We start from the raw sequence: 25699 nt of genomic DNA on the forward strand, positions 1-25699 counted from the left end.
TGTCGCAATCCACACCGAACCCGGAAGGCCCTCACTCGTTCAAGATCACTCTCCAGTGATCGCTGTCACCAACCTCCGTGGACAGAACACCTAGGCCGGCACGTGCACCGTCTCCACCCGGCTCGCCACCAGCCGCTCCCGCTCGCGCCGGGCCGCCTGCCTGCGCAGCCGCAGGATCTGCGTGACCCCGAGCGCCTGGAGGACGAACACGGCCGAGAAGGCGACGGTGTAGTCGTCGCCGGTGGCGTCCAGCAGCACCCCGACCGCGAAGAGCATGGTCATGGAGGCCACGAAGCCGCCCATGTTGGTGATGCCGGAGGCCGTGCCCTGCCGCTCGGGCGGGTTCGCCGGGCGGGCGAAGTCGAAGCCGAGCATCGACGCGGGCCCGCAGGCCCCGAGCACCGTGCACAGCACGATCAGCAGCCACATCGGGGCGTGCGGGCCGGGGTAGGCCAGCGTCGCCGCCCACAGGGCCGCCGTCGTCCCGACCGTGCCGAGCGCGAGCGGCAGCCGCGCCCCGTGGTGCCGGGCGACGATCTGCCCGTAGACCAGGCCGACGAGCATGTTCGACAGCACCACCAGGGTGAGGAGTTCGCCGGCCGTGGCCCGGGACAGGCCCTGTGCCTCGACGAGGAACGGCAGGCCCCACAGCAGCAGGAACACCATCGCCGGGAACTGGGTCGTGAAGTGCACCCACAGTCCGAGCCGCGTCCCCGGCTCCCGCCAGGCGGCGGCGATCTGCCGCCGTACGTAGGCCGCGCCCTGGTGCGGGAGCGGTTCCGGCTCGTGGCCCTCCGGGTGGTCCTTGAGGAACAGCAGCACCAGCACGAACACCACGGCCCCGGCCACCGCGCTGCCCGCGAAGGCCGGCGTCCAGCCGACGCCGTGCAGCAGCCGGGCCAGGACGAGCGTGGAGACGAGGTTGCCCGCCATGCCCACGAGCCCCGCGAACTGGGCGACGAGCGGCCCGCGCCGGGCCGGGAACCACCGGGTGCCCAGCCGCAGCACGCTGATGAACGTCAGCGCGTCACCGCAGCCGAGCAGCGCCCGGGAGGCGAGCGCCATGCCGTACGACGGGGAGAACGCGAAGCCGAGCTGCCCGGCCGTGAACAGCACCGCTCCGAGGCCCAGCACCTTCTTGGTGCCGAGCCGGTCGACGAGCAGGCCGACGGGTATCTGCATGCCCGCGTAGACCAGCAGCTGGAGGATGGAGAAGGTGGACAGGGCGGAGGCGTTGACGTGGAAGCGGTCGGCGGCGTCGAGGCCGGCGACGCCCAGGGACGTGCGGAAGATGACCGCGACGAAGTAGACCGAGACGCCGATGCCCCAGACGACCAGGGCCCGCCGGCCGCCCGGAGGATCGCCCGGCATCGCGGTGGCGCTCATCGGACCTCCCCCCGGGCCAGGTGCGAGAACCAGCCGATGTGCCGGTGGACCAGCCCGACGGCAGCCTCGGCGTCCCCGGCGCGCAGCGCGTCGAGGATCTCCTCGTGCTCGGCGAGGGTCTTGGCGATCCGGTCGGGGTGGGAGTGCATGACGGCGACGCCCATCCGCAGCTGGCGGTCGCGCAGCTGGTCGTAGAGCCGGGAGAGGATCTCGTTGCCGCCGCTGCGGACGATCTCGGCGTGGAAGCAGCGGTCGGTGACGGCGGCACCGGCGAGGTCTCCTTCGGCGGCCTGCTTCTTCTGCCGGGCCAGCAGCTCCTCCAGGCGCTCGATGAGCCCGGCGGGCGCGGGCACGGCCTTGCGCGCCGCGTGTTCCTCGACGAGCAGCCGCGTCTCGACGACGTCGGCGATCTCCTGGGCGGAGACAGGCAGGACGAGGGCGCCCTTCTTCGGGTAGAGCCGGATCAGCCCCTCGGCCTCCAGCCGGAGCAGCGCCTCGCGCACCGGCGTGCGCGAGACCCCGACGGCCTCGGCGAGCTCGCCTTCGGTGAGCAGGGTCCCGCCCTCGTAACGGCGCTCCAGGACGCCCTGCTTGACGTGGGTGTAGACGCGGTCGGCGGCGGGAGGTTGCTTCACGGCCAGGGTCATGCCGACAGCATAGATACAACAGGGACGCATCAAGGAATTCGTCCAGTATGCGGACCTGAATGTCACACATCCGTGGCAAAGGGGGGCCCGCCCGGCAACGGCACAGCCACGTGTGCTAGTTACGAGTCAGACACGTGCGGCCCCTTTCCCCTCGTCCTCAACTCGGCCGCACCGCTGGGGCATTCGACGCAATCGGGGTACTTCACTTGATAACCGGCATTCAGGGCACCCGTCTCCGCAGAGCTGCGGCCGTCGCCGTCACCACCGGCGCCATGCTCGCGACCGGAGCCCTCACCGTCGCGCCGGCGCAGGCCGCCACGGCGCCCTCCATCGCCGCCAAGGGCGGCTACGTGATGAACAACGCGACCGGCAAGTCGCTCTACACCAAGGCGGCCGACACCCGCCGCTCCACCGGCTCGACCACCAAGATCATGACGGCCCTGGTGGTGCTGAAGCAGCCGAAGCTCAACCTGGACAGCAAGGTCACGATCCAGAAGGCGTACAGCGACTACATCGTCGACAACAACTGGGCGTCGAACGCCAAGCTGATCGTCGGCGACAAGGTCACCGTCCGCCAGCTGCTGTACGGGCTGATGCTGCCGTCCGGCTGCGACGCGGCGTACGCGCTCGCCGACAAGTTCGGTTCGGGCTCGACGCGGGCGGCGCGCGTGAAGTCGTTCATCGGCAAGATGAACACCACCGCCAAGGGCCTGGGTCTGAAGAACACCCACTTCGACTCGTTCGACGGCATCGGCAAGGGCAGCAACTACTCCACGCCGCGCGACCTGACGAAGATCGCCAGCACCGCCATGAAGAACTCCACGTTCCGCACGGTCGTCAAGACGAAGAAGTACACGGCGAAGACGACCACCAAGTCCGGCGGCACACGGACGATGGCGCCGTGGGAGAACACCAACCCGCTGCTGTCGAGCTACTCCGGCGCGATCGGCGTGAAGACCGGTTCCGGCCCGGAGGCCAAGTACTGCCTGGTCTTCGCCGCCACCCGGAACGGCAAGACGGTCATCGGCACGGTCCTCGCCTCGACCAACGCGACCACGCGGAAGTCGGACGCGACGAAGCTGCTGAACTACGGCTTCGCGAAGTAGGGAAGCAACACGGGCACCACGAAAGGGGGGGCTCACCGCCGTCGGCGGTGAGCCCCCCCTTTCGTGTTCGTCAGGCGGCGGTGCGCTGACGGCGCTCCAGTGCCCGGGCCGCCTTGCGCCGGCCGCCGGCCAGCACGTTCACCGGGGCGCCCGCGCCGGCTCCCGGCTCCAGCTGCCAGCCCCGGATCCGCGCCGCGACCTCGGCCAGCCGCTTGTCGCCGGGGCGTACGTCGATGGAGAACAGGGACTCGTCGGGCGTGGCGTCGTCGCCGCCCCAGCGGACGACGCCGCCGAGCTCGGCGAGGATGTCGCGGATCACGACCTCCTGCTGCGGGAAGAAGCCGCCCCGGGCGCCGCGCGGGTAGGAGCCCGGCCGGATCCGCACGGCCGTGCCGGACGCCAGGTTGGACTCCGGCCTGCCCTTGCCGACGCCGGACGGGTCGTGCCAGCCGACGACGTCGCCCCGGCGCAGGGTGTCGACCTCGTAGTGGAACCGGCGCACCAGATGGACCAGGACGGTCTCCACGTCGCCCATGCGCACGGCGATGCCCTTGAGCGGGGTGCCGGGCACGGGACGGGTGTAGACGGTGCCGCCGTCGTCCGCGATGTTCTCCATTTCCCAGCCGTTGTGGGAGCGCGAACCGGCCAGCACGCGCCGGGTCCGGTCCTGCGCGCTGCGCAGGGCGTCCCGCACGCGGCCCGGGATGGGGTTGTGCGCGTCGGCGTACGCCTGGGACAGGAAGTGCGAGACGGGCAGGGCGGCGACGCCCACGGCACCGCCGACGGCGGCGATACGGCCGAGCAGGGCGCGGCGGGACAGACCGCGGCGGTGCGCGGCGGCCGGTCCGGACCGTCTGCGGGTGAGACGGGGTACGTGGGGGAGGTTGAGGTTCAACGGGCTCTCGATTCAGCGATTCACGCGGTGCGGGCGTTGCTTCACGCGTTGCGGGCGATGTTGTTGTACTTCTCGAAGATCTGGTAGACGGCCAGGCTCTGGTGGGTCTGCGCCTCCACGTCGGGGTCCCAGGCCCGGTAGCGGCGCAGCAGCTCGGTGATCTCGAACTCGGCGAGGTCCAGGCGCATGGACCGCGGGGTGGTGACGCGGTCGCCGGGGGGCAGCCGGCCACCGGGCCTGCCCCGGGTGCCCCACAGGTGGAGCAGGGCCGCGGTGCGCACGCTGAAGGCGTTGTCCTTGCTCAGCTGCTGCCACACCGACCACAGGTCGGCGTCCTTGCCCGGGTCGCGGCGGTCGCCGGTGGTGAAGCCCCAGCCGATGCAGTGGTTCCAGGCCTGGATGGCGTCGAAGCCGCTGATCTGACCGATGCCGGTGTGCGAGTCCCTGACCTGGCCGGAGCCGGCCTGGTGGTGGTCGGCGACCTCCTGGTCGGTGGCCTGGTCGGCCAGGCTGTAGTCGCGCATGGCCCAGTAGACGGCCGTCTGGATCAGCGCCTTGCGCATCGTGTACGTGTGCGACAGCTCGGTGATCAGACCGTCCTGGTCCTGGATGGCCTCGACCGCCTGGGCGTTGGTGTAGAGCCTCGCCTCGCTGCCGACGCCGCCCAGGTCCGGGCGTCCGATCGACCGCATGTAGCGCGCGAGGTCGGCCCGCAGCGCCGGCACCTGGCTCTCGTCGAGGGCGACGTCGCGGGCTGCCGGCCGCGGCCGGTCGAAGGAGCCCTGCCCGGTGTCGCGGCCCGAGGCGATGTCGACGTCGACCTCCAGCTGCCCGTCGCCCGAGCCGAGGGTGCGGATGACGAACTGGTCGTAGGCCCAGTCCTCCGGCAGCGGGCGCCCGGCGTTGCCGTCGAAGCCCGGGGACATGTCGGCCACGAAGCTCGCCGTCGAGTAGCCGGCCGCGCCGACCTGGGCGCAGACGTTGCGGGAGCCGTAGACGCCGATCTCGTACGGGTGGCCGGAGTCCGCCATCGCCTCCTTGATGCCCTTGAAGTGGGGCAGGACGTTCGCGGTGATCTCGGCGTCGATCGCGTCGAAGTCGACGGCGAAGAAGATCCGGGTCCCCCGCTTGAAGCCGTGGTCGAGGGCGGCGTTGACCGCCGCGTACCCGGCCGTCCGCCCGGCGACGTAGTCGAAGTCCGAGGCGTCGTTGTTGACGGTCTGGTAGATCGGGAAGCAGCGCAGGCCCTGCTGGGCGAAGACCTGCAACTCGCCCGGCTGGATGGCCTTCTCCGGCAGGGAGGTGGCGCTCGGGTTGGTGAGGTAGCGGCCGACGTGGGTGATCCCGGCGGCCTTGAGGGCCGCTGCCCGGGCCGGGGTGACCATGGCGATGGTGTCGCAGGCCTTGCCCTGGCGCGACTGGTCGCCGTAGGACGCCAGGAGCGAGGCGAAGGTGGCGAAGTCGCCCTCTCCCGTGGCCGGGAGGGCGACGAAGGTCTGGAAGGACCGGACGGCCGCGGCGAGGTAGGAGTCGAAGGTGTCGGTGAGGGCGACGGGCCGCCGGTTCACGACCATCCCGGCGGAGAACAACTGCACGTAGACGCCCTGGTCGCCCCTGCGCACCGGGTGCGCCTTGAGGGCCGACTGGGTGCCGGGCCCGAAGGTGCCGTTGGCGGTGCCGTCGGCCATGCCGAGTTCGTACTGCGTGCCGAAGACCAGCGCCCGGGCCAGGTCGCGGGAGACGCGCCCGTCGCAGGCGACGGCGAAGAAGTCCTGCCGGTTCAGGTAGCGCCCGTTGAGCCACTGCTGCACCTCGCGGACCTGCCGGGTGCCGGAGGGGCCGAGGACGTACGCGTCCATCGTCAGCAGCGCCTTGAACACCTTGGGCGTCAGATCGACGCCGGGGAAGGCCTGTTCGACGCCCATGTCGGTCTTGAGCTTCGCGACGGCGGCCTGGACCCGTTCGCCGTACGTGCCGTCCAGGCCGCCGCCGTCGTAGCCCTTGCAGTACAGGCCGGACTGGATGATGCGGCAGAAGTCGGGGGAGGGGACGGTGTCCGCGTTCAGCTTGGGGAACTTGGCGGTCAGCGTCGAGAGCGTGGTGGGGCCGAAGTTGTCGGACAGGGCCGTGATGCCCAGCTCGTACTGGAGGGCACGGGTCAGGGCGTGGAGGGTCGCCCAGTCGGTCTCGCCGGTTTCCTCCACGGTCGTACCGATACGGCTGCCGTAGACGGAGTTCACGAATCTCTGGGCTCTGAGCACCATGGGGTCGCGCATGAAGAGTGATCGTATGTCCGGCTAAACCGCTTACTGTGCGGTACTCGGGCGGATCTGCGGAGCTTCTTGTGCGCCTCGGCGTACCGCTGGTTCACCCACATGCCGGCCGCCGGCGGCCCCCGCCCGGGCAGGGAGCCGCCGCGACCGGTTCACGCCCAGGTGATCAGGCGCTTCGGCTGCTCCAGGATCGCCGCCACGTCCGCCAGGACCTTCGAGCCCAGCTCCCCGTCGACCAGGCGGTGGTCGAACGACAGGGCCAGGGTGGTGACCTGACGGGGCTTCACCTTGCCCTTGTGGACCCACGGCTGGAGCTTGATCGCACCGACCGCGAGGATCGCGGACTCGCCGGAGTTGAGGAGCGGCGTGCCCGTGTCGACGCCGAAGACGCCGACGTTGGTGATCGTCACCGTGCCGCCCTGCATGGCTGCCGGGGACGTCTTGCCCTCCCTGGCCGTCGACACCAGCTCGCCCAGCGACTCGGCCAGCTGCGGCAGCGTCTTGGCGTGGGCGTCCTTGATGTTCGGCACGATCAGGCCGCGCGGGGTCGCGGCCGCGATGCCCAGGTTCACGTAGTGCTTGACCACGATCTCCTGCGCGGCCTCGTCCCACGAGGCGTTGATGTCCGGGTTCCGCTTGATCGCGACGAGCAGGGCCTTGGCGATCAGCAGGAGGGGGTTCACGCGCAGGCCCGCGAACTCCTTGTCCTCCTTCAGCTCCTCGACCAGCTTCATCGTGCGCGTCACGTCGACGGTCACGAACTCCGTGACATGCGGCGCGGTGAACGCCGAGCCGACCATCGCCGCCGCCGTCGCCTTGCGGACGCCCTTGATCGGGACACGGGTCTCGCGGGCGCTGTCGTACGACACCACGGCCGGCGCGGGGGCCGGGGCGGCGGCCTCGGGGGCCTCCTGCCGCGGAGCCTGCGACTCGGCCACCGCCGCGTGCACGTCCTCACGAGTGATGATGCCGTCCGGGCCGGTCGGCACGACCGTCGTCAGATCGACGCCCAGGTCCTTGGCCAGCTTGCGGACGGGGGGCTTGGCCAGAGGGCGCTCCCGGCCGGCCGGGGCTGCCGGGGGCGCCGTCCCATGGCCGTTCAGCTCCGTCTGGATCGCTGTCGAGGCCTGCTGGACGGGGACCTCGGGGCCCTTGCGCGGGCGGCGACGGGTAGAGGACGTCGCCACCCCGTAGCCGACGAGAACCGGCTGGCGGCCGGAGCCCTCAGCCTTCGGCTCCTCGGCGGGCCGGGGCGCCGCGGGCCGCTCGGCGGCAGGGGCGGGCTGCTCGGCCGCGGGGGCGGCGCCGCCGCTCACGTCCACCGCGATGATCGCCGTGCCCACGTCGACCGTGGTGCCCTCCGGGAAGTGCAGCTCCCGGACCACGCCGTCGTAGGGGATGGGCAGTTCGACGGCCGCCTTCGCCGTCTCGACCTCGCACACCACCTGGCCGTCCGTGACCGTGTCGCCGGGCTGGACGAACCACTTGAGGATCTCCGCCTCGGTGAGTCCCTCGCCCACGTCGGGCATCTTGAACTCGCGTACGGACGCATCCGTCATCGTCGTCACGACCCTCTCCTCAGTACGCCAGCGAGCGGTCGACGGCATCCAGCACCCGGTCCAGGTTCGGCAGGTACTCCTCCTCCAGGCGGGCCGGCGGGTACGGCGCGTGGTAGCCGCCGACCCGGAGCACCGGGGCCTCCAGGTGGTAGAAGCAGCGCTCCGTGATCCGCGCGGCGATCTCCGCGCCCGAGCCGAAGAACACCGGCGCCTCGTGGACGACGACCAGGCGGCGCGTCTTCTCCACCGACGCCTGGATCGAGTCGAAGTCGATCGGGGAGACCGAGCGCAGGTCGAGGACCTCCAGGTTTCTGCCCTCCTCGGCGGCCGCGGCGGCGGCCTCCTGGCAGAGCTTCACCATCGGGCCGTAGGCGGCGAGGGTGAGGTCGGTGCCCTCGCGGACCACCTGGGCCTTGTGCAGCGGGCCCGGGATCGCCTCCGGGTTGACCTCGCCCTTGTCCCAGTAGCGGCGCTTGGGCTCGAAGAAGATCACCGGGTCGTCGCTCTGGATGGCCTGCTGCATCATCCAGTACGCGTCCGACGCGTTCGAGGGGCTGACCACCTTCAGGCCCGCCACATGGGCGAACAGCGACTCGGGGGACTCCGAGTGGTGCTCCACCGCGCCGATGCCGCCGCCGTAGGGGATGCGCACGACGACCGGGAGCTTGACCTTGCCCAGCGAGCGGGCGTGCATCTTGGCGAGCTGCGTGACGATCTGGTCGTAGGCCGGGAAGACGAAGCCGTCGAACTGGATCTCCACGACCGGGCGGTAGCCGCGCAGGGCCAGGCCGATCGCCGTGCCGACGATGCCCGACTCGGCCAGCGGGGTGTCGATGACGCGGCTGTCGCCGAAGTCCTTCTGGAGGCCGTCCGTCACACGGAAGACACCGCCGAGCTTGCCGACGTCCTCGCCCATGATCAGGACCTTGGGGTCGGAGTCCAGGGCGCGGCGCAGCGACTCGTTGATCGCCTTGGCCAGGGCCATCTTGTCTGCCATCTCAGTTACCCCCCTCGTCGGCGAACGACGCCTGGTACGCGGCGAACTGGGCGCGCTCCTCGTCGACGAGCGCGTGCCCGTCCGCGTAGACGTTCTCGAAGATGGCGAAGTGGTCCGGGTCCGGCATGGCGCGGACCGCCTCGCGCACTCGTTTGCCCAACGCCTCGGACTCGGTCTCCAGTTCCGCGAAGAATCCCTCGTCCGCGTGGTTCGATGCCTCCAGATAGCGGCGCAGGCGCAGGATCGGGTCCTTGGCCTCCCAGGCCTGGCGCTCCTCGTCGCCCCGGTAGCGGGTCGGGTCGTCGGAGGTGGTGTGGGCGCCCATGCGGTAGGTGAACGCCTCGACGAGGGTCGGGCCCTCGCCGGCGCGGGCCCGCTCCAAAGCCCACCGGGTGACCGCGAGGCAGCCGAGCACGTCGTTGCCGTCCACGCGGACGCCCGGGAAGCCGAAGCCCTGCGCGCGCTGGTAGATCGGCACGCGGGACTGCTTCTCGGTCGGCTCGGAGATGGCCCACTGGTTGTTCTGGCAGAAGAACACGACGGGGGCGTTGTAGACCGCGGAGAAGGTGAACGATTCGGCCACGTCGCCCTGGCTGGAGGCGCCGTCGCCGAAGTAGGCGATCACCGCGCTGTCCGCGCCGTCCTTGGCGATGCCCATGGCGTAGCCGGTGGCGTGCAGCGTCTGGGAGCCGATGACGATCGTGTAGAGCTGGAAGTTGTTGCCGTTCGGGTCCCAGCCGCCGTTGTTCACGCCGCGGAACATGCCGAGGAGGTTCGTCGGGTCCACGCCGCGGCACCAGGCGACGCCGTGCTCGCGGTAGGTGGGGAAGACGTAGTCGTCGTCGCGCAGGGCCCGGCCGGAGCCGATCTGGGCGGCCTCCTGGCCGAGCAGCGAGGCCCACAGGCCCAGCTCGCCCTGGCGCTGCAGGGAGGTCGCCTCGGCGTCGAAGCGGCGGGTGAGCACCATGTCGCGGTACAGGCCGCGGAGCTCTTCCGGGGTGACACCGGCGACGTACTTGTCGTACTCGGCGTTCTTGACCCGCTTGCCCTCGGGCGTCAGCAGCTGCACGAGCTGGGGCTCGGCGCCGGCGTCCTTCTTGGCGGTCGTGCGGGTGGTGCGCTTGGTGCCGGTGGTGCCGGCCTTGCTTCCGGCGCTGCGTCGCGGTGTGCGCGCGGCAGTGCTCTCCACGGTCACGTGTGCTCCTCCGTCGGTCCGGCCCCCGGGGTTGCCGGTAGGCCAGTGCGGCTCACCTGTTCTCGACCACCGGGCACGGGGTGGGTGCCACTCGGCCGGGAACAGGCGTGACAGGTGCCCCGGCGAGCGCCCTGCAAGAGGCACGTTACCCAGTGCATCACATTTCTGTGAAACCCCCTCTGACCTGCGATTTTGCTTGGATATCCAAGTAAATCGGGAAGGTCGTGAAGGGGCCCTGGTCACAGCCTTGCAGGAGGCCGGAGCAACCGCACGTTAACCCGGTGACCCACGTCACGGGAAGAGTCCACTTTCCGGCGCGCCGAAACGGCACGCGCGCGTGGAGCCCGTTTCCGGGCCCCACGCGCGCGTGGATCATCCGTTTCGTCCTGGGCGCCTCTCAGGGGAGCCGGCCTCGGGTCAGCCGCTGTCGCCGCCCGGGCCTCCGACGACTCCGGTCGCGCCGCCCGCGTCGGTGCCGCCCGTGTCGTCCGGCGGCGTCGCCGGGTCCGAGGGCTCGGCGTCCGTCGGATCGTCGGTCGGCTCCTCGGTGGTCGGCTGACCCGTCGGCTGGCCGGTGGGCGTCTCGGGAGCGCTCTGCGACGGCGTGTACGACGGGGCGTACGACGGCGTCCACTCGCCGCCGCCGGAGCTCGTGCCGGTGCCGTCGTCCGTGGACGTGTCGGTCGGCTCGTCGCTCGGCTCGTCGCTCGGCGTCTCGCTGGGCGTCTTCTTGTCGGTCGTCTGCGACGTGGTCGGCGACTGCTTGGTGCCGGGCTCCTTCGTGTCGCCGCCGGTGTTCTGCAGCGCCAGGGCGACACCCGCCGCGACGGCGATCACCGCGAGCACGGCGAGGACCCACAGCTTGCCGCGGCCGCCGCCCTTGTTGCCGTGGCCCTCGAAGCCGCCGTCGTCCCCGCCGCCGTAGCCGGCGGGCAGGATGGGCGAGGGGATCTGCGCCGTGCCGGAGGCGTCCCCGGGGTGGCCCATCACGGCCGTACTGGCGAAGCCGCCCGACGGGGTGTTGCGGCCCTCGTGCACGTCGACCGGGCCGGTGTTCCAGGTGCCGGTGTGGCCGCCCTGGTCGTACAGCATCTGGAGGGCGTACTGGACCAGCCCGCGCATCTCCTCGGCCGTCTGGAAACGGTCGTCCGGCTCCTTGGCGAGGGAGCGCATGACCAGGCCGTCGAGCTCGGGCGGGCAGGCGTCGGAGGCCTCGGAGGGAGGCGTCGGGATGTCCTGGACGTGCTGGTAGACCACCGACAGCGGGGTCTCGCCGGTGAACGGCGGGCGCAGCGAGAGCAGTTCGTAGAGCAGACAGCCCGTCGCGTACAGGTCGGAGCGGTGGTCGACGGCCTTGCCGAGCGCCTGCTCGGGCGACAGGTACTGCGGGGTGCCCATGACCATGCCGGTCTGCGTCATCGTGGACTGCGCGCCGTGCAGGGCGCGGGCGATGCCGAAGTCCATCACCTTCACGGCGCCGTTGTGCGTGATGATGACGTTGGCCGGCTTGATGTCGCGGTGCACGATGCCGTGCTGGTGCGAATAGGCGAGCGCCTCCAGGACGCCCGAGACGATGATCAGGGCCTGCTCGGGGCCCGGCGCCTCGGCGTTCAGCAGCAGGTCGCGGATCGTGCGGCCCTCGACCAGTTCCATGACGATGTAGGGCACGGACTGGCCGCCGACGACGTCCTCGCCGGAGTCGTACACGGCGACGATCGCGTGGTGGTTGAGACCGGCGACCGACTGGGCCTCGCGCGTGAAGCGCGCCTTGGACACCGGGTCCTCGGCGAGGTCGGAACGGAGCAGCTTGACAGCGACGGTGCGCCCGAGGCGGACGTCCTCGGCTGCGAACACCTCGGCCATGCCGCCCCGGCCGAGTCTGTGGGTCAGCCGGTACCGGCCGTCCCCGACCAGCCCGCCGTTCCCCCAGGACTCCGGCGCGTCCGACATGCCGCCGCCAGTCGCCTCGGGTTCGGACGGGCCCTGAGCGCGCTGCTGCTGTGCCATCAGTCCTCGCCGTCGTTTCTGCCCGCGGTGCGCGCGGTGTTGTTACGGTCTCCGTCGGCCACGCTACAGCCTCCGCGCAAGCCGCCGGTCCGAGAAGGGGTGCCAGGACCGGCACGGGACGGACGCGTCATGAAACCTTCACTCCGTACTGTCGTGCAAATTCCGTGGACCGGCGGTACGTCCCCTGTAACGCTTCCGCGACGCTTCTTTCGCGTACGGTCACGGAACGGGCACCGAGCTTGACGTGTCAGTGCCCTGGGGCAGACTTGGCCGGGAATGGCGGTTTGGATCAACGCGGATCAAGGCGATCAGCGTCGGATCAGCGACAGTCGGCGGCGCCTCAAGGGCTACGGGGGAAACGGAACATGAGCCAGGACGGCGCACAGGGCCAGTACACGGGGCGGGCACTCGCCCAGGGCCGCTATCAGCTGCGTGATCTCCTCGGCCAGGGCGGCATGGCCTCGGTGCACCTCGCGTACGACAGCGTGCTCGACCGGCAGGTCGCGATCAAGACACTTCACACCGATCTCGGCCGGGAACAGGCCTTCCGCGAGCGGTTCCGCCGCGAGGCCCAGTCCGTGGCCAAGCTCACGCACACCAACATCGTCTCCGTCTTCGACACCGGCGAGGACACCCTCGACGGCATGACGACGCCGTACATCGTCATGGAGTACGTCGAGGGCCGCCCGCTCGGCTCGGTGCTCGACGAGGACGTACGGCAGCAGGGCGCGATGCCCGCTGACAAGGCGCTGAAGATCACCGCGGACGTGCTCGCCGCGCTGGAGATCAGCCACGAGATGGGGCTGGTCCACCGGGACATCAAGCCGGGCAACGTGATGATGACCAAGCGCGGCGTGGTCAAGGTCATGGACTTCGGCATCGCGCGCGCCATGCAGTCCGGTGTGACGTCGATGACGCAGACCGGCATGGTCGTCGGCACCCCGCAGTACCTCTCGCCGGAACAGGCCCTCGGCCGCGGTGTGGACGCCCGCTCCGACCTGTACTCGGTCGGCATCATGCTGTTCCAACTGGTCACCGGGCGGCTGCCGTTCGACGCGGACTCACCGCTGGCCATCGCGTACGCGCATGTGCAGGAGGAGCCGCCGGTTCCGTCCTCGGTCAACCGCGCGCTGCCCCCGGCCATGGACGCGCTGATCGCCCGCGCCCTGAAGAAGAACCCGAACGAGCGCTTCCCCAGCGCCGAGGCCATGCGCGACGAGTGCCTGCGCGTGGCGTCGTCCTTCCAGGCCGCCCCGCCGAGCATCGTCCCGGGTACGCAGGCCCCGAGCGGCGCGGGCGTCGGCTCGGCCGTGTTCCCCCCGGTCGACCAGGCGACCCCGGCGCCGTCGGGCCAGGTGCAGACGCCGTACCAGCCGGCCCCGCCCCCGAACCCGTACGGCACGCCGGCCCCGGCCGCGCCGACCCCGGGCTACGGCTACCCGCAGCAGGGCGGCTACCAGACGCCGTCGCCCGCCGCGTACTCCCCGCAGCCGGGGCCGTCGACCCCGCCGCCGTACAACCTCTCGCCGCAGACCCCGCAGGCCTCCACGGGCGGCGGCAGGAACAACAAGCCGGTGATCATCGGCGCGATCGTGGTCTCCATCGTCGCGGTCGGCGGTCTGATCGCGGCCCTGATGATGAACGGCGGCGAGGACGACCAGGGCGGCGGGGGCGGCGGCGCGAGTGCGTCGGCCTCGGCGTCCAAGAAGCCGGGCTACCGCGGGCCGGACACCTCGAAGACGATCGACACCGAGGAGTGCACGGAGCCGCAGGAGTCGTACAACGACCCCGACAAGATCCGGATGCCCGACTTCAAGTTCAAGGACATCACCTCGGTCAAGGCCTGCCTCCAGGCGGCCGGCTGGGAGAAGAAGATCAACGATCTGGACGAGAACACCTACGGCGACGGCACGGTCATGAACCAGTTCCCGTCCGCCGGCACCGACGTGGACCCGAAGGACATGCCCCAGATCGAGCTCGGCGTCTCCACGGGCAACCCGCCGGCCTGACCCGCCATGCGAAGGGCCCGGCAGCTTCGGCTGCCGGGCCCTTCGCATGGCGGGTGCGCGGACGCGTTACAGGTACGGCCCGCCCGTCCGGCCGGCCGAGCGGCCGCCCGGGGGCTGCTCGTCGAGGCCGTCATGGCCGACGCCCGGCGGGAGGGCCCGGCGCATCTGCTCCAGCTGGGCGCGGGCCGCCATCTGCTGGGCGAACAGCGTGGTCTGGATCCCGTGGAAGAGCCCCTCCAGCCAGCCCACCAGCTGGGCCTGCGCGATGCGCAGCTCCGCGTCGCTCGGGGTCGTCTCGTCCGTGAAGGGCAGGGAGAGCCGCTCCAGCTCCTCGACCAGCTCGGGGGCCAGACCGTCCTCCAGCTCCTTCACCGAGCTGGCGTGGATCTCCTTGAGCCGGACCCGGCTGGCCTCGTCCAGGGGAGCCGCGCGCACTTCTTCCAGAAGCTGCTTGATCATGCTGCCGATGCGCATGACCTTCGCGGGCTGCTCCACCTGTTCCGTGACCGGAGTCTCGCGGGAGTCCTCGTCTCCACCGCCGCCGCTGAGCGCCATGCCGTCCTGGCCCACGACCAGGATCTGCGGGTTCTCCGGCGACCTTTCGTTCCTCGGCATCTCCATGCCGCCATTCTCTCGCACGCCCGCACCTCACCTCCGTGGAGCCCCCGCCGCAGGCTGCTCCGCCTGTGGGAGGAGACGTGTGGGTCAGGCCCGGGGTTGCTCACCCACGGGTGAATCCGGCTCCCGGGGCAGCTGCGGCGGCCGGGCGCGATTCCGCCTGTCGGCCGAACCCGGTGTGCCGGACGAGCGGGGCGGTGTGAGGCTGATTGCCTCGATCTGACCGAACGTGCCGATCTTGCCCTACCGGGCACGGCGGGAGGGGGTCACCCACGTGACTCCATGGCAACACGCGCTGCGGGCGACGGGACTGGTGGTCGCCCTGGGGGCGGGTGCGGTCGTCTCACCGTACGGGGCCGGCGCCTCCTACGGAGCTGTCCAGTCCGTCCAGTCGTACGACGACCCCGGTGGAGGTGCCCTCGCCGCTCCCTCCGCCCCCTCCGAGCCTTCCGGCCCGGGCGAGCCCTCGCGGGCCGGGAGCCGGGCCGGGGAGGGACGGGAGCGGCCGGGAAGACCGGAGGACGCCGAGGAGGAGCGGGACGCCGATGAGGCCACCGCCGTGCCCGAGGAGCCCCGGGAGGCCGTCCCCGAGCCCTCCGCCCCGGCGGAGCAGCCCGTACGGGAGGCCGCCGCCGCACGCGCCGAACGCCCCGTCGGGCCGGTCCTGCGCATCCTGCCGCTGGGCAGCGGCCTGGTGCTGATCGGCCTCGGCCTCGGACTCGCCTTCGTGGCCCTGCGGCTGCGGCGGGCCTAGGTCAGGTCCAGGGCCTCAGGCGCCCTGCGGGGTGATCAGCAGCACCTTGCCGATGTGGCCGCTCTCCTCCACGACCCGGTGGGCGGCGGCCGCCTCCCGCATCGGGAACTCGCGGTCGACGACCGGGCGCAGGTGGCCGCCGGCGAACAGGGGCCAGACGTGTTCCCGCACGGCGGCGACGATGGCCGCCTTCTCCTCCAGCGGCCGGGCACGCAGGGACGTCGCGCTGATGGCGGCGCGCTTGGCGAGCAGGGCGCCGATGTTCAGCTCGCCCTTGATGCCGCCCTGCATGCCGATGATCGCGAGCCGGCCGTTGACGGCGAGGGTCTTGACGTTGCGCTCCAGGTACTTGGCGCCCATGTTGTCGAGGATGACGTCGGCACCGGCACCGTCCGTGGCCTTCCTGACCTCCTCGACGAAGTCCTGCTCGCGATAGTTGACCAGGATGTCGGCGCCCAGTTCGGCGCACCGGTCCAGCTTCTCCCGCGTGCCGGCCGTCACCGCCACCCGCGCGCCGACGGCCTTCGCCAGCTGGATCGCCATCGTGCCGATGCCGCTGGAGCCGCCGTGCACGAGCAGCGTCTCGCCCGGGCGCAGGTGGGCGATCATGAAGACGTTCGACCAGACGGTGCAGGTCACCTCGGGCAGGGCCGCGGCCCGCGTCAGGCCGACGCCCTCCGGCACGGGCAGCAGCTGTCCGGCCGGGACGACCACCTTCTCGGCGTAGCCGCCGCCGGAGAGCAGGGCGCACACCTCGTCGCCGGTGTTCCAGCCGGAGACACCGAGGCCGATCTCGGCGATCCGCCCGGAGCACTCCAGGCCGGGGTAGGGGGACGCGCCGGGCGGCGGGTCGTAGAAGCCCTGCCGTTGCAGGATGTCGGCCCGGTTGACGGCACCGGCCGCCACCTCGACCAGGACCTCGCCCTCGCCGGGCACGGGATCCGGGACCTCGTCCCAGACCAGCGCCTCGGGCCCACCAGGTTCGGGAATCGTGATCGCATGCATGAAGGGGACGGTACTCCTCGGTCCCCGCGCCGACTTCCCTCAGGCCTCGGGGCCGGCATCCGTGTGCGGGACCGATGAGTTTGCGCGACGGTGAGGGTCTCCCCATGCGTGTCCCACGTACTCGGAAGGACCCGGCACATGAGCACGCAGACATCCGGCCTGGCGATCGAGACCGCGGCCCTGGTGAAGACGTTCGGTGAGACGAGGGCGGTCGACGGAGTGGACCTGTCCGTGCCCGCGGGCACGGTCTACGGCGTCCTCGGCCCGAACGGCGCCGGCAAGACCACCACCGTGAAGATGCTCGCCACACTGCTCCGGCCCGACGGCGGCGAGGCCCATGTCTTCGGCCACGACATCGTCCGCGAGGCCGACGAGGTGCGCGGCCGGGTGAGCCTCACCGGCCAGTACGCGTCGGTGGACGAGGACCTCACCGGCACCGAGAACCTGGTCCTGCTGGGCCGGCTGCTCGGCCACCACAAGAAGGCCGCCCGGGACCGCGCCGCCCAGCTCCTGGAGGCCTTCGGGCTGACCGAGGCGGCCGGGAAGCAGGTCAAGCAGTACTCGGGCGGCATGCGGCGCCGTATCGACATCGCCGCGTCCATCCTGAACACCCCCGACCTGCTGTTCCTCGACGAGCCGACGACCGGCCTCGACCCGCGCAGCCGCAACCAGGTCTGGGACATCGTGCGGGCCGTCGTCGCCCAGGGCACCACCGTGCTGCTGACCACGCAGTATCTGGACGAGGCCGATCAGCTGGCGTCCCGGATCGCCGTCATCGACCGCGGCCGGGTGATCGCCGAGGGCACCAAGGGCGAGCTGAAGGCGTCCGTCGGCGCCGGATCCGTCCATCTGCGGCTGCGGGATCCGGACCACCGGGACCTGGCGGCGGACCTGCTGCGCCGGGCCCTCGACGCGCAGGTGCAGCCGGACCACGACCCGGTGGCCCTGACCGCCCGCCTCGGTGCGGCGGCGAGCGACGACAACGCCGCCGAGCAGGCGTCCCGCGCGCTGGGCGAGCTGGCCCGCGCCGGGATCACCGTCGACAACTTCTCGCTGGGCCAGCCCAGCCTGGACGAGGTGTTCCTCGCCCTCACCGGACACGACACGCACGACTCCGACCACTCCGACCACTCCGACGACCCGAAGGACGAGGTGGCGGCATGAGCACCGCGACGACCACCGAGAGCAAGGAACTCGCCCCGGTCAGCGCCGAATCCCTCGCCGCGCTGCTCGTCGCCAAGGAGCGTCCGCCCCGGCCCGGCGCCTGGTCGACCTCGATGACCTTCGGCTGGCGGGCGATCCTCAAGATCAAGCACGTGCCGGAGCAGCTCTTCGACGTCACGGCGTTCCCGATCATGATGGTGCTGATGTACACGTACCTGTTCGGCGGGGCGCTGGCCGGCTCGCCGGAGGAGTACATCCAGTTCCTGCTGCCGGGCATCCTCGTGATGTCGGTCGTGATGATCACGATGTACACGGGTGTCTCGGTCAACACGGACATCGAGAAGGGCGTCTTCGACCGGTTCCGCAGCCTGCCGATCTGGCGGCCCTCGACGATGGTCGGCTATCTGCTCGGCGACGCCCTGCGCTACACGATCGCGTCCGCCGTGATGCTCACCGTCGGCATGGTCCTCGGCTACCGGCCGGACGGCGGAGTCGGCGGTGTGCTCGCCGGGATCGCCCTGCTGGTGCTCTTCTCGTTCGCCTTCTCGTGGATCTGGACCATGTTCGGGCTGATGCTGCGCACCGAGAAGTCGGTGATGGGCGTCAGCATGATGGTGATCTTCCCGCTCACCTTCCTGTCCAACGTCTTCGTCGACCCGAAGACCATGCCGGGCTGGCTCCAGGCCTTCGTCAACAACAGCCCCATCACCCATCTGGCGTCGGCGGTGCGCGGACTGATGGGCGGCCACTGGCCGGCCGCCGAGGTCGCCTGGGCGCTGGGCTGGGCCGGCCTGTTCGTGCTGGTCTTCGGGCCGATCACGATGCGGCTGTACAACCGGAAGTAGGTCTGGGGCGTGTCCGTCTCCGGCCGGGCCGGTCAGCTGCGCGGCATGGGCGGCATCGGCCGGAAGTCGGGCGCGATCTGTGAGCCGGGCGTCGCCCGCACGATGGTGATGAGCCGGTCGGTCAGCTCCAGTGTCCCGACGGCCGGATCGTCGTAGCCGAGCACGCGGTGACCGCGTATGACGCTCACCACCAGGTCGGTGATCTCCCGCGGGGTCTTGCCCACCTCGGCCTTGACCACCGGCCGTTCGATGATGTCGAGCCCGCTGCCCTGCTGGATGAGGTCCTCCATCACCATGCCCGCGGAGGGGCTGAGCACCGAGAGGCCGAGCAGACGGCCGGCGGCGCTGGCGCTGGTGATGACCGCGTCGGCGCCGGACTGCTTCAGCAGTGGTGCGTTCTCCTCCTCCCGCACGGCGGCCACGATCTTCGCCCCGCGATTGAGCTGCCGGGCCGTCAGCGCCACCAGGACGGCCGTGTCGTCGCGCTGCGTCGCGATGATGATCTGGCGGGCCTTGTGCACCTCGGCCCGCTTGAGCACCTCACTGCGCGTCGCGTCGCCGATGATGCCGGCGTACCCCTCGGCGTTCGCGGCGTCGATCACCTTGGAACTGGGGTCGACCACGACGACCTGCTCCTTCTTCAGGCCCGTCGCGCAGACGGTCCGGATCGCCGACCTGCCTTTCGTGCCGAATCCGATGACGACGGTGTGATCGCGCAAGGTGGACCTCCAGCGGGTCAGTCGCCACTCCTCCCGGGTGCGTTCGGTGAGGGCTTCGAGGGTGGTGCCGACCAGGATGATCAGGAACAGCACGCGCAGCGGCGTGATGACGAGGATGTTGGTGAGCCTGGCGGTGTCGCTGGCGGGGGTGATGTCGCCGTAGCCGGTGGTGGAGAGGGTGACGGTCGCGTAGTAGAACGCGTCGAGGAGCGTGACGCCGCCGCCCGCGTTGTCGTTGTAGCCGTCGTGGTCGGCGTAGACGATCAACGCGGTCACGACGAGGACCACCAGTGCAATGGAGAGCCGCTTGGCGACCTGGCCGATCGGGTGCTCCACCACTTTCCTCGGGAGTTTCACCCGATGGGTCACCAGGTGCTCGTCCGCCTGGCGGGCGATCGCGTCCTGGCCGGGAAGTTTCACGTGAAACACACCCCGATTCCCCCGGACGCCCAGGGCAGGTCGAGCAGTTCCGCCTCCTGCCCCGCACGGGCACCGCCCGGAGTGACCACGGCCAGAGCGTCCGCCGCCGCGACGCCCCGCAGCATGGCCGGTCCGTTGTAGTGCAGCGGCACGGCCTGGTCGCCCCGCAGGACGACGGGTACGAGCCGGGTGTCGTACGGGTGCCCGTGCACGGCGTCCCTGAGCGGCAGCGTGTACGGCTCCGGGGCCGGGCGGGCCGCGAGGGTCCGCAGCAACGGCTCGGCGAGCGTCAGCAGTCCGGAGACGGCGGCGAGCGGGTTGCCCGGCAGGCCGACGAGGTGCTGATCCTCGGTGAGGCGCGCCAGCAGCATGGGATGGCCGGGGCGCACCTTGACGCCGTCCACGAGGAGTTCGGCTCCGACGCGGCGCAGCGTGGGGTGGACGTGGTCGACGGGGCCCGCGGCGGTGCCGCCGGTGGTGACGACGACATCGGCGTCGGACGCGGTGATCGCCCGGTGCAGGGCGTCGGCGTCGTCGCGGATCCGTCGTACGGCGGTGACCTCGGCGCCGAGCGCGCGCAGCCAGGGCGGCAGCATCGGGCCGAGGGCGTCCCGGATGAGACCGTCGTGCGGCCGTCCCCCGGTGAGCAACTCGTCACCGAGGACGAGGACTTCGGCACGAGGGCGGGGGACGGCGGTGACGGTGTCGTACCCGGCCGCCGCGGCGAGCCCGAGGACGGCCGGGGTGACGAGGGTGCCGACGGGGAGCAGCTGGTCGCCGCTGCGGCACTCCTGGCCGCGCGGCCGGATGTCCTGGCCGGTGACGACGTCCCTGGTCGCGTACAGGCGGCCCTTGTCGTCGGTGCGGCCGTGCTCGCTGCGCAGCACGGCGGTGGTGTCCGGGGGGATGCGGGCGCCGGTGGCGATGCGGACGGCCTCGCCGTCGGTCAGGGGCTCGGGCGCGGCGTGCCCGGCCAGGACGCCGTCGTCCCGGACGTGCCAGGGGGCGGGTCCGGCGACCGCCCAGCCGTCCATCGCGGAGGTGTCGAAGGAGGGGAGGTCGGTGAGGGCGTCGAGGGGGGCGGCCAGAGTGAGGCCGAGGGCGGCTTCGAGGGGCACGGAGACGGGCCGGCGGCGGGCGGGCCGGGCGATGCTCCGGGCGGCGCGTTCGGCGATGGCCCGGGCGTCGGGCCAGGGGGTGGCGTGGTGGCGGCTCTCCGGCCGGGGCGAGGGGTCCGGCCGGCCGGAGGCGCGGCGGCTGTCCGTCTCACCTCGTTCGGCGGGGCCGGGCGAGCCGTTGCTGTTGTTCACGAGGGCGAGCACCTCCTCGACGTCGAGGTCCTCGGCGTCCTCACCGGCGCGTGTGCCGTGCGGGGTCATCCGGCGTCCGGGCGGGTGTCGGGCGTCGCGTCGGGGGCGACGTCACCGTTGCGGGGAGGGGACCCGGGCTGGGTGCCGGAGGGCTGGGCCTCCGTAGCGCTCTCCTCCTTCCAGCGCACGGCGAGGGCCGCGGCCTTGCGGGCGGCCTCGGCGACCGCCTCGGGGCCTCCGCCCGCCCGTGCGGCCGCGTAGCCGACGAGGAAGGTGGTCAGCGGCGCCGCCGGCCGGTCCACCCCGTGGGCGGCGTCGCGGGCGAGGTCGAGCAGGCCGCGGGTGTCGACGTCGAGGTCGATCCCGAGTTCGTCCTTGACTGCGGAAATCCATTCATCCAACACGTGCCCATGCTCCCTGATACGTGCCCTGGCGGTGGCGATGTCGTCCCAGGTGTCGCAGTCGAAGGACGCGACGGGGTCCGAGATACGGGTGAGGTCCAGCTCGGCGATCAGGCGCCGCAGCGGGAGACCGGCGAGACCGTCGTGCCGGTCGGTGAGGAGCGCGAGCCGCTCGCGCAGCCGGGACGCGTCGTAGGCGGCCACGAGGGGCTGGTCACGGCCGTCGGGGTCGGTCAGCAGCACACCGTCGGCGGCGCTCGTCCGCAGCGCGCCCAGCAGCCGGCCGACCGTGTTCTCCCGCAGGAACGGCAGATCGGCGGAGAGCACCACGACGTGCTCCGCCGTGGTGTGCCGGAGCCCGGCGTCGAGCGCGGCGAGGGGGCCGCCGCCGGGCGGGTCCTCCTGGGCCCAGGTCACGGGCCGGGCCGTCGGCCGGGGCGCGGCGACGACGACGGTGCCGCGGGCTCCCGCGCACGCGGCGAGCACCCGGTCGAGCAGGGCCCGGCCGCCCACGCGCACACCGGGTTTGTCCGCGCCGCCGAGGCGCCGGGCGGCACCGCCGGCGAGCACGACGGCGTCGTACGCGGCGGGGTCCGGTCCGCGCGCGGGGCCGGTGCCGGCGCCGGATTCACCGGGGGGCTGAGAGGCGGTCACACCCCGAGTATGCGTGCCCCCGCGATCACAAGGAACGCGGGGGAACCGACACGATCAGGGGCACCGGCTCGCGGACGGAACAGCGATCATCCAGGAATCACAGCGTCCGCAGCAGCACCGCCGGCTGTTCCACGCAGTCCGCCACGTAGCGCAGGAAGCCGCCCGCCGTGCCGCCGTCGCACACCCGGTGGTCGAAGGTCAGCGAGAGCTGGACGACCTGCCGCACCGCCAGCTCGCCCTCGTGCACCCACGGCTTGGGGACGATGCGGCCGACGCCGAGCATGGCCGCCTCGGGGTGGTTGATGATCGGTGTGGAGCCGTCGACGCCGAAGACGCCGTAGTTGTTCAACGTGAAGGTCCCGCCGGTCAGTTCCGCGGGCGTCAGCGTCCCGGTCCGGCCCGCCTCCGTCAGCCGGGCGAACTCCGCGGTCAGCGACTCGGCGTCGCGCGCGTGCGCGTCCCGGACGACCGGGACGACGAGGCCCCGGTCGGTCTGCGCGGCGAAGCCCAGATGCACGTGCTCGAACCGGACGACCTCCCTGGCCTCCGCGTCCACCGTGGAGTTGAGCTCGGGGAAGCGGGCGAGGGCCGCCGTGCAGATCCGGGCCAGCAGCGCCAGCAGGGAGATCTTGGGACCGCCGGCCGCGTTCATGGCCGTGCGCGCCCGCATGAGCTCCGTGGCGTCGGCGTCCACCCAGCAGGTGGCGTCCGGGATCTCGCGGCGGCTGCGCGCCAGCTTGTCGGCGACGGCGCCTCGGATGCCCTTGAGAGGGGTGCGGATCTCGCCGTGGGCCGCTGCCGCGGTGGGCTGCGGTGCGGGGGTCGTGCCCGGTGCCTGCGGCACGCTCGGGTGCGGTGGTGCCGGCGGTGCGGCCGCGGCGCCCCGGCCGGCGGCACGCAGCGCGTACTCCACGTCCGCCCGCAGGATCAGCCCGTCGGGGCCGGACCCGGTCAGCTCCCGCAGGTCGATGCCGTTCTGCCTGGCCAGCCGGCGGACCAGGGGCGAGATCACGGGAACGGGGCCGTCACCGTCACCGGTCTCGGGAACGGGTCCGTCCCCGCTCTCGGGAACGGGTCCGTCACCGGTCTCGGGGGCAGCCGCCCGCCCGTTCACCGCCGGGGAGCCCGGCGCGGACGCGGACGCACCCGGCACCGGCCTCTGCTGCCGCACCCTGCGTCGCCGCGCGGGCGCCTCGGACGTGCCGTATCCGACCAGCACGTTCCCGGAGCCCTCGGCCGTGGCGGTCCCGGACTCCTCGACGGCCCCGGCACCGGACTCCGGCCGCTCCCCCACCGCCACCGTGATCAGCGGCGCCCCGACGGGCAGTTCCGTGCCCTCCTCGCCGAAGCGGGCCGTGACCACACCGCCGTAGGGGCAGGGCACCTCGACCATCGCCTTGGCCGTCTCGACCTCGACGACCGGCTGGTCGATCGCGACCACGTCGCCGACCTCGACCAGCCAGCGCACGATCTCCGCCTCGGTGAGCCCCTCACCCAGGTCGGGCAGCTTGAACTCCAGCACCTGTGCCATCAGCTCTCGGCCTCCCATTGCAGACGCCCCACGGCGTCCAGGATCCGGTCCACACCGGGCAGGTGGTGACGCTCCAGCATCGGCGGCGGATACGGGACGTCGAACCCGGCCACGCGCAGCACCGGCGCCTCCAGGTGGTGGAAGCAGCGCTCCGTGACCCGGGCCGCGATCTCGCCGCCCGGGCCTCCGAAGGAGCCCGACTCGTGGACGACGACCGCGCGTCCCGTGCGGCGCACCGAGGCACACACCGTCTCGTCGTCGAACGGCACCAGGGAGCGCAGATCGACGACTTCGAGATCCCAGCCCTCGTCCCGGGCCGCCTCGGCCGCCTCCATGCAGACGGGCAGGGACGGCCCGTACGTGATGAGCGTGGCGCTCCGGCCCGAGCGCCGCACCACCGCGCGGCCGATCGGTTCGACGGGCGCCGGTTCCTCGGGGTTCCAGGAGTCCTTCGACCAGTACAGCCGCTTGGGTTCCAGGAAGACGACCGGGTCGTCGGAGGCGATGGCGGCGCGCAGCAGCCCGTAGGCGTCGGCGACGGTGGCCGGCGTGACGACATGGAGCCCCGGAGTCGCCATGTAGTACGCCTCGGAGGAGTCGCTGTGGTGCTCGACACCGCCGATGCCGCCGCCGTAGGGGACGCGGATGGTGATCGGGAGCGGCATCGTGCCCCGGGTGCGGTTGCGCATGCGGCACACGTGCGAGACGAGCTGTTCGAAGGCCGGGTAGGCGAACGCGTCGAACTGCATCTCCACGACCGGGCGCAGGCCGTACATCGCCATGCCGACGGCCGTGCCGAGGATGCCCGCCTCCGCGAGCGGGGTGTCCGTGCAGCGGTCCTCGCCGAACTCCTTGGCGAGTCCGTCGGTGACGCGGAAGACGCCGCCGAGGGTGCCGACGTCCTCGCCCATGATGTGCACGGCGGGGTCGGCGGCCATGGCGTCGCGCAGGGCGCGCGTGAGGGCCTGCGCCATGGTGGCCGGCCTGACGGCGACGGTGGTCATCGGTGCGTCCCCTCCGACTCGCTCCCGGCCTCCAGCTCGGCCCTCAACTGGTCCCGCTGTTCGCGCAGTTGGGGGGTGGGTTCGGCGTAGACGTGGGCGAACAGGTCCATGGGGTCGAGCGCCGGGTCCTGATTCATGTGGGCGCGCAGGTCGGCGGCCATCGCCTCGGCGGCGTCCCGCGCGGCCTGCTTTCCGGCCTCGTCGAGCAGGCCGCGCGCGGTCAGCTCCCGCTCCAGCAGCTCGACCGGGTCGTGTTCGCGCCAGGTCTCGACCTCGGCGTCGCCGCGGTAGCGGGTCGCGTCGTCGGCGTTGGTGTGGGCGTCGACGCGGTATGTGATCGCCTCGACGAGAGTGGGTCCGCCGCCGGCGCGCGCGTGCCGTACGGCGTCGCTCAGCACCTCGTGCACGGCGGCGGCGTCGTTGCCGTCGACCAGGCGGCCGGGCATGCCGTAGCCGACGGCCTTGTGGGCGAGCGACGGGGCCGCGGTCTGCTTGGCGAGCGGGACGGAGATCGCGAAGCCGTTGTTCTGGACGAGGAAGACCACGGGGGCCTGCCAGACGGCGGCGAAGTTCAGCGCCTCGTGGAAGTCGCCCTCGCTGGTGCCGCCGTCGCCGACCATGGCCAGCGCGACCACGTCGTCGCCCTTGAGGCGGGCGGCGTGGGCGAGGCCCACGGCGTGCGGCAGCTGGGTGGCGAGCGGGGTGCACAGGGGGGCGACCCGGTGCTCGTAGGGGTCGTAGCCGGTGTGCCAGTCGCCGCGCAGCAGCGTGAGCGCCTCGACGGGGTCCACGCCGCGGGCCACCACGGCGAGCGTGTCGCGGTAGCTGGGGAAGAGCCAGTCCTGCTCCTTCAGCACGAGCGCGGCGGCGATCTCGCAGGCCTCCTGGCCGGTGGTGGAGGGGTAGACGGCGAGGCGGCCCTGCTTGGTGAGCGCGGTGGCCTGCGCGTTGTAGCGACGCCCCCGCACGAGCTGCGCGTACAGCGTCCTCAGCAGCTCCGGGTCGGCCTTCGCGGCCGCCTCGGTGCCGAGGACGCGGTACGGCTCGGCGTCGGGCAGCAGCGGCGCGGGGTCCGTGCGGGGCTGCCAGGCGGGCGGCGGGGTCGGCCGGTACGCGCCCCGCTGCTCCATGACCGTCATGACGGCACCTCCTCGTGGGAGCGGCTTCGTGCAGGCGCGTCGGCTGTGATGCGCCTCACCT

The 25699-nt window shown here is 72.0% G+C and carries 21 protein-coding genes; 5 read left to right on the plus strand and 16 right to left on the minus strand.

Translation table 11 applies throughout. The annotated features are described in order from the left end of the window. Positions 1-90 precede the first annotated feature (90 nt). Both ACFZDA_RS29250 and ACFZDA_RS29255 read right to left on the minus strand, forming a co-directional pair. Positions 91-1386, minus strand: coding sequence for an MFS transporter (locus tag ACFZDA_RS29250; RefSeq protein WP_391087281.1), 1296 nt, complete (start codon positions 1384-1386; stop codon positions 91-93). Continuing rightward, a complete protein-coding gene (locus tag ACFZDA_RS29255) occupies positions 1383-2033 on the minus strand; it encodes an FCD domain-containing protein (RefSeq protein ID WP_391087284.1) in 651 nt (216 codons plus the stop codon). The genes ACFZDA_RS29250 and ACFZDA_RS29255 overlap by 4 nt, the downstream gene beginning before the upstream one ends. A 206-nt stretch (positions 2034-2239) precedes the next feature. Between ACFZDA_RS29255 and ACFZDA_RS29260 the strand changes: the two genes are divergently transcribed. Beyond that, on the plus strand, positions 2240-3139 hold the full coding sequence (locus tag ACFZDA_RS29260; RefSeq protein WP_391087287.1) for a serine hydrolase: 900 nt from the start codon (positions 2240-2242) through the stop codon (positions 3137-3139). 70 nt (positions 3140-3209) lie between these two features. On the opposite strand, the gene ACFZDA_RS29265 is transcribed toward ACFZDA_RS29260, so the two are convergent. The 6 genes from ACFZDA_RS29265 to ACFZDA_RS29290 form a co-directional block, all read right to left on the minus strand. Further along, complete coding sequence (locus ACFZDA_RS29265) at positions 3210-4034, minus strand: twin-arginine translocation signal domain-containing protein (protein WP_391087290.1); 825 nt, start codon at positions 4032-4034, stop codon at positions 3210-3212. 41 nt (positions 4035-4075) lie between these two features. Then, positions 4076-6310 (minus strand): glycoside hydrolase domain-containing protein, encoded by a 2235-nt coding sequence (locus tag ACFZDA_RS29270; RefSeq protein WP_391087293.1) that lies wholly within the window; start codon positions 6308-6310, stop codon positions 4076-4078. A gap of 149 nt (positions 6311-6459) precedes the next feature. Beyond that, positions 6460-7875: a 2-oxo acid dehydrogenase subunit E2 gene (locus ACFZDA_RS29275; RefSeq protein WP_391087296.1), complete on the minus strand. Its 1416-nt coding sequence runs from the start codon at positions 7873-7875 to the stop codon at positions 6460-6462. A gap of 10 nt (positions 7876-7885) precedes the next feature. Then, positions 7886-8863 carry a transketolase C-terminal domain-containing protein gene (locus ACFZDA_RS29280; RefSeq protein WP_391087299.1) on the minus strand — a complete coding sequence of 326 codons (978 nt, stop codon included), beginning with the start codon at positions 8861-8863 and terminating at the stop codon, positions 7886-7888. Position 8864: 1 nt separating this feature from the next. Next, positions 8865-10058: a pyruvate dehydrogenase (acetyl-transferring) E1 component subunit alpha gene (gene pdhA, locus ACFZDA_RS29285; protein WP_391087303.1), complete on the minus strand. Its 1194-nt coding sequence runs from the start codon at positions 10056-10058 to the stop codon at positions 8865-8867. Positions 10059-10475: 417 nt separating this feature from the next. Continuing rightward, the gene (locus ACFZDA_RS29290; protein ID WP_391087306.1) at positions 10476-12065 is read right to left on the minus strand and encodes a protein kinase; all 1590 of its coding nucleotides are present in this window, start codon (positions 12063-12065) and stop codon (positions 10476-10478) included. A gap of 365 nt (positions 12066-12430) precedes the next feature. Here ACFZDA_RS29290 and ACFZDA_RS29295 point away from each other — a divergent pair, with 365 nt between their 5' ends. Then, positions 12431-14074: a protein kinase gene (locus ACFZDA_RS29295; RefSeq protein WP_391087308.1), complete on the plus strand. Its 1644-nt coding sequence runs from the start codon at positions 12431-12433 to the stop codon at positions 14072-14074. A gap of 66 nt (positions 14075-14140) precedes the next feature. Here the strand turns inward: ACFZDA_RS29295 and ACFZDA_RS29300 are convergent, their stop codons facing one another. Further along, on the minus strand, positions 14141-14695 hold the full coding sequence (locus tag ACFZDA_RS29300; RefSeq protein WP_356927287.1) for a bacterial proteasome activator family protein: 555 nt from the start codon (positions 14693-14695) through the stop codon (positions 14141-14143). Positions 14696-14966: 271 nt separating this feature from the next. Here ACFZDA_RS29300 and ACFZDA_RS29305 point away from each other — a divergent pair, with 271 nt between their 5' ends. Beyond that, the gene (locus ACFZDA_RS29305; RefSeq protein ID WP_391087313.1) at positions 14967-15446 is read left to right on the plus strand and encodes a hypothetical protein; all 480 of its coding nucleotides are present in this window, start codon (positions 14967-14969) and stop codon (positions 15444-15446) included. Between the two features lie 15 nt (positions 15447-15461). On the opposite strand, the gene ACFZDA_RS29310 is transcribed toward ACFZDA_RS29305, so the two are convergent. Continuing rightward, complete coding sequence (locus ACFZDA_RS29310; RefSeq protein ID WP_391087316.1) at positions 15462-16451, minus strand: zinc-binding dehydrogenase; 990 nt, start codon at positions 16449-16451, stop codon at positions 15462-15464. Between the two features lie 138 nt (positions 16452-16589). Here ACFZDA_RS29310 and ACFZDA_RS29315 point away from each other — a divergent pair, with 138 nt between their 5' ends. Next, complete coding sequence (locus ACFZDA_RS29315; protein ID WP_391087318.1) at positions 16590-17615, plus strand: ATP-binding cassette domain-containing protein; 1026 nt, start codon at positions 16590-16592, stop codon at positions 17613-17615. Continuing rightward, positions 17612-18460 (plus strand): ABC transporter permease, encoded by an 849-nt coding sequence (locus tag ACFZDA_RS29320; RefSeq protein ID WP_391087321.1) that lies wholly within the window; start codon positions 17612-17614, stop codon positions 18458-18460. Before ACFZDA_RS29315 ends, ACFZDA_RS29320 begins: the two co-directional genes overlap by 4 nt. Positions 18461-18492: 32 nt before the next feature. Here the strand turns inward: ACFZDA_RS29320 and ACFZDA_RS29325 are convergent, their stop codons facing one another. From ACFZDA_RS29325 to pdhA (ACFZDA_RS29350), 6 genes are all read right to left on the minus strand, one after another. Beyond that, positions 18493-19599 (minus strand): NAD-binding protein, encoded by a 1107-nt coding sequence (locus ACFZDA_RS29325; protein WP_391087324.1) that lies wholly within the window; start codon positions 19597-19599, stop codon positions 18493-18495. Continuing rightward, positions 19596-20978 (minus strand): molybdopterin-binding protein, encoded by a 1383-nt coding sequence (locus tag ACFZDA_RS29330; RefSeq protein ID WP_391087327.1) that lies wholly within the window; start codon positions 20976-20978, stop codon positions 19596-19598. Before ACFZDA_RS29330 ends, ACFZDA_RS29325 begins: the two co-directional genes overlap by 4 nt. Continuing rightward, positions 20975-21964: an NTP transferase domain-containing protein gene (locus ACFZDA_RS29335; protein ID WP_391087330.1), complete on the minus strand. Its 990-nt coding sequence runs from the start codon at positions 21962-21964 to the stop codon at positions 20975-20977. Before ACFZDA_RS29335 ends, ACFZDA_RS29330 begins: the two co-directional genes overlap by 4 nt. Positions 21965-22061: 97 nt before the next feature. Then, positions 22062-23495, minus strand: coding sequence for a 2-oxo acid dehydrogenase subunit E2 (locus ACFZDA_RS29340; protein ID WP_391087333.1), 1434 nt, complete (start codon positions 23493-23495; stop codon positions 22062-22064). Continuing rightward, the gene (locus ACFZDA_RS29345) at positions 23495-24499 is read right to left on the minus strand and encodes a transketolase C-terminal domain-containing protein (protein WP_391087336.1); all 1005 of its coding nucleotides are present in this window, start codon (positions 24497-24499) and stop codon (positions 23495-23497) included. The genes ACFZDA_RS29340 and ACFZDA_RS29345 overlap by 1 nt, the downstream gene beginning before the upstream one ends. Next, complete coding sequence (gene pdhA / locus ACFZDA_RS29350) at positions 24496-25638, minus strand: pyruvate dehydrogenase (acetyl-transferring) E1 component subunit alpha (protein WP_391087339.1); 1143 nt, start codon at positions 25636-25638, stop codon at positions 24496-24498. Before pdhA (ACFZDA_RS29350) ends, ACFZDA_RS29345 begins: the two co-directional genes overlap by 4 nt. Positions 25639-25699: the final 61 nt, after the last annotated feature.

Origin of the sequence: Streptomyces sp. NPDC007991 (assembly GCF_042958445.1) — a bacterium.
GTDB lineage: Bacteria > Actinomycetota > Actinomycetes > Streptomycetales > Streptomycetaceae > Streptomyces.